The 3,713-nt window shown below is 56.1% G+C and carries 4 protein-coding genes and 1 pseudogene; 1 reads left to right on the top strand and 4 read right to left on the bottom strand.

Translation table 11 applies throughout. From position 1 onward, the window contains the following. Nucleotides 1-212: 212 nt before the first annotated feature. From modC to ACLQ7H_RS24855, 4 genes and pseudogenes are all read right to left on the bottom strand, one after another. Nucleotides 213-1,316 carry a molybdenum ABC transporter ATP-binding protein ModC gene (gene modC, locus ACLQ7H_RS24870; RefSeq protein ID WP_202670842.1) on the bottom strand — a complete coding sequence of 368 codons (1,104 nt, stop codon included), beginning with the start codon at nucleotides 1,314-1,316 and terminating at the stop codon, nucleotides 213-215. Continuing rightward, the gene (gene modB, locus ACLQ7H_RS24865) at nucleotides 1,317-2,006 is read right to left on the bottom strand and encodes a molybdate ABC transporter permease subunit (RefSeq protein ID WP_024483123.1); all 690 of its coding nucleotides are present in this window, start codon (nucleotides 2,004-2,006) and stop codon (nucleotides 1,317-1,319) included. It lies immediately after the preceding gene. Continuing rightward, nucleotides 2,003-2,776 carry a molybdate ABC transporter substrate-binding protein gene (gene modA / locus ACLQ7H_RS24860; RefSeq protein WP_411754974.1) on the bottom strand — a complete coding sequence of 258 codons (774 nt, stop codon included), beginning with the start codon at nucleotides 2,774-2,776 and terminating at the stop codon, nucleotides 2,003-2,005. The genes modB and modA overlap by 4 nt, the downstream gene beginning before the upstream one ends. A gap of 148 nt (nucleotides 2,777-2,924) precedes the next feature. Further along, nucleotides 2,925-3,067, bottom strand: a pseudogene (locus tag ACLQ7H_RS24855) (AcrZ family multidrug efflux pump-associated protein). A gap of 179 nt (nucleotides 3,068-3,246) precedes the next feature. Here ACLQ7H_RS24855 and ACLQ7H_RS24850 point away from each other — a divergent pair. Then, nucleotides 3,247-3,713, top strand: a 467-nt coding sequence (locus ACLQ7H_RS24850) for a LysR family transcriptional regulator (protein ID WP_411754973.1), incomplete at its 3' end; no start/stop codon positions are given.

Raw genomic sequence — 3,713 nt, 5'->3', positions numbered from 1 at the left:
CTCTCCCGCGGGCTTGTTGTCCCAGAGGGGAATCGGGCTGTGGCGTCAGGTACTACTCGGTTAAAGTCTACCCACCTTTGGGGGGGTAATTAAAGTACCTTTAAACATACAAGGGGACCGATCGAGTAGGTTTGTAAATTCATTGGCTCACCTTGAATGAGGGGGCGATCGAGTTTGCTGAGATGACCTTTTTATTTCCAAAAGAGCAGGGTCTAATAGCTCCCTCTCCCTGTGGGAGAGGGTTGGGGTGAGGGGCCATCACGGCTGATCGACACGCTCTTGACCTGTGCATACAGCCACTGACCGGGCCTGATAGCCAGATCGTCACGTGCCCATGGGGTGATCCGCGCCCAGAGAATATTTTCCCCGACCATCAGCTTCACCTCAACCTGCCCTGCCACATCCAGACACTCCACCACCTTGGCGGGCAGAATATTACGGATGCTGCTGTTGGCTGGCGGTTGCAGCACTAAAGAAACGTCGGCGGCGTTGATACGAATACGCATTTGGCTGCCCACTGGCGCTTCAATACCGCCGACCCAAAGCCGCTGATCGCCCAGCGCCAGCGCGGTCATGGCATAACGCGGGTGATGCTCAATCACGCTCACGCTCAACACGCTGCTCTGATCTTCACGCTGTAGCCAAGGCCGCAGCGCGCTGCTGGCCCAAACCTCCTCCAGCCCGCCATACGCCCGCACCTGGCCGTGATCCAACACCATCACCTGCTCTGCCAGGCGCAAGATCTCGTCCATGCTGTGGCTGACATAGAGGATGGGGATGTTGACGTCCTGCGCCAGACGCTCCAGATACGGCAACAGCTCACGCTTGCGCGGCATATCGAGCGAGGCCAGCGGTTCATCCATCAGCAACAGTTCCGGCGCGGTTAGCAACGCCCGACCAATCGCGACGCGCTGCTTTTCACCGCCGGACAGGGTCAAAGGCAAGCGGTTCAGCAACGGCGCAATCCCCAACAGCTCGACAATGCTGTCAAACTGGCCGCGCATACTGGCCGCCATACCGTATTGCAGGTTGCCGCGTACGCGATAATGCGGGAACAGGCGCGCATCCTGGAAAACATAGCCAACCCGGCGTTTTTCCGGTGGCAAACAGACACCGCTGGCGGTATCCACCAGCGTACGGCCATTAAGGACAATACGCCCCTGCTGCACCAGCGTCAGGCCACCGATGGCGTTGATCAAGGAGGTTTTACCGGCCCCGGAAAGCCCGAAGATCGCGGTGATCCCCTGAGCCGGCAGATTAGCCTGTACGTTGAGATTGAGATCGCCAAGCTGTTGGGAGAAATCCAGTTCTAACATCTATAAACCCATACGCTTGCGGCCCCAGCGGGCCAGCCATTCGGAAACCATCAGGGCAGCCAGTGCCAACACGATGGCAATTACGCACAGGCGCGCTGCCGCCGCTTCGGCCCCAGGCGTTTCAATCAGGGTGTACATTGCCAGCGGAATGGTGCGGGTTTCACCAGGGATATTGGAAACAAAGGTGATGGTGGCACCAAACTCGCCCAAAGAGCGGGCAAAGGCCAATACCACACCTACGATCACGCCGGGCAGAGAAAGCGGTAAGGTGATGGTGAAAAACACCCGCCACGGATTAGCGCCCAAGGTGCGGGCCGCCTGTTCCAACCGGGTATCTACCGCTTCCAGCGACATACGGATAGCACGCACCATCAGCGGGAAGGCCACCACCGCCGAAGCCAAGGCGGCACCACGCCAGCTGAAACTGAAGCTGAAACCAAACCAGTTGTACAGCCATTCGCCGATAAAGCCGCGCCGCCCCATGGCGATCAGCAGCAAATAGCCCACCACCACCGGTGGCAGGACTAACGGCAGATGAATAATACTATCCAACAACGATTTACCGGGGAAATTGCAGCGCACCAGGATCCAGGCCATCAAAATACCCAGCGGCAAACTGCAGATCACTGCCAGGCTGGAGACTTTCAGGCTCAGTTCAACCGCCTGCCATTCATACTCACTTAATATCATTTACGCGGGGTAAATCCATAACGTTCGAAGATAGCCGCAGCGGCCGGGGTCTTCAGGTAATCGTAGAAAGCCGTCACGGCTGGCGTCTGGTGATCCTTAACGATGGCCATTGGATACTCGACCGGCTTGTGGCTGTCTTCTGGGAAGATGGCAATCACTTTGACCTTGTCGCTGGCCACGGCGTCGGAGCCGTAAACGATGCCCAGCGGGGCTTCTTCACGCTCAACCATGGCCATGGCACTGCGCACGTTATTAGCCCGCGCCAGTTGAGGTTCCAGCGTGGTCCATGCTCCCAAATTCTGCAACGCTTCTTTCGCGTAGATACCCGCAGGAACATGATCCGGATCGCCCACGGACAGGCGGCCACCGTTGAGCAATTTGGCCCAGTCGGTTTGCTTGTTGAGGGTGACTTTATCTTGTTTTGCCGATTTGGCGGCGATCAGCACCAGTTCGTTGCCCAACAGGGTATAACGGGTGTCTTTCACCATCTGCTGCTTATCGATGGCGTAATCCATCCATTGCTGATCGGCAGAGATGAACATATCCGCAGGCGCCCCTTGCTCAATCTGGCGTGCCAGCGTTGAGGAGGAAGCAAAAGAGGAGACGACTTCGACGTCTTTGCCTTTCTGATATTCGGTGGCGATATCCTGTAAAGCGTTGGTCAGCGAGGCCGCGGCAAACACGGTGATTTTCTCCGCCGCAGAAACCTGTGCCACCAGCCCGCAAGCCAATGCCATACCGCCAACCCAGTTAATCCATTGCTGTTTCATTGTTTTCTCCGCAAGTTAACTATCATCACATCGCTATGTAAAAAATAATATAACGCAGCGAGAACGATTGTCATGCGGTTTATCGGCAAAGCGAGAGATAACTTGAGAAATACCCGCCAAAACGGCTCGGCGGGCATTTGGGATGGGATTAGCTGCGGTTTTCTTTAGGATGGCCAACTTTGGAGAAGACGTTAAACACCTCACCCAAGCCATAAATCAAGCCTAAAATAATGGCCATTACTACCGGCACCATTACACGGCAAACAACAGACTGGTCAATAATTCTAACATGGTAGCCTCACTTAACTGCTTTAAACCGCTGCGTAGGCTTCACTGTAAACCAAAACGCAGGCGAAAACGCGGTTATTTTACCGGCTGCAGGAAATTTGTAACCGGCTAAACGTGCTCAGTTGGCGCTTTGCGGCAAATCGGCGACAATGACCGGACTTATTGCCCTATAAGGACCTAACATGCAGGCCGAGATCCTCCTTACCTTAAAGCTGCAGCAGAAGCTGTTCGCTGACCCACGCCGCATCGCGCTGCTCAAGCAAGTGGTGCATACCGGCTCGATCAGTCAGGGAGCCAAACTGGCGGGGATCAGCTACAAAAGCGCCTGGGATGCCATCAACGAAATGAATCAGCTAGCCGAGCAAACGGTGGTCGAGCGCGCTACCGGTGGCAAAGGCGGCGGCGGCGCGCAGGTGACCCGTTATGGCTTGCGGCTGATCCAACTTTACGATCTGCTGGGCCAAATCCAGCAGAAGGCCTTTGACGTGTTGCAACAAGACCATCTGCCGTTGGACAGCCTGTTGGCCGCCATCGCCCGTTTCTCGTTGCAAACCAGCGCCCGCAACCAGTTTTTCGGTACCGTAATTGAACGCGATCACCAGCAGGTCCAACAGCATATCAGCCTGCTGCTGGCCGACGGCCACACCCG

The organism is Serratia sp. (in: enterobacteria), assembly GCF_046715635.1.
Classification (GTDB): domain Bacteria; phylum Pseudomonadota; class Gammaproteobacteria; order Enterobacterales; family Enterobacteriaceae; genus Chania.
The sequence above is the reverse complement of the archived record's forward strand: the minus strand, read 5'-3'. Positions and strand labels throughout refer to the sequence as shown.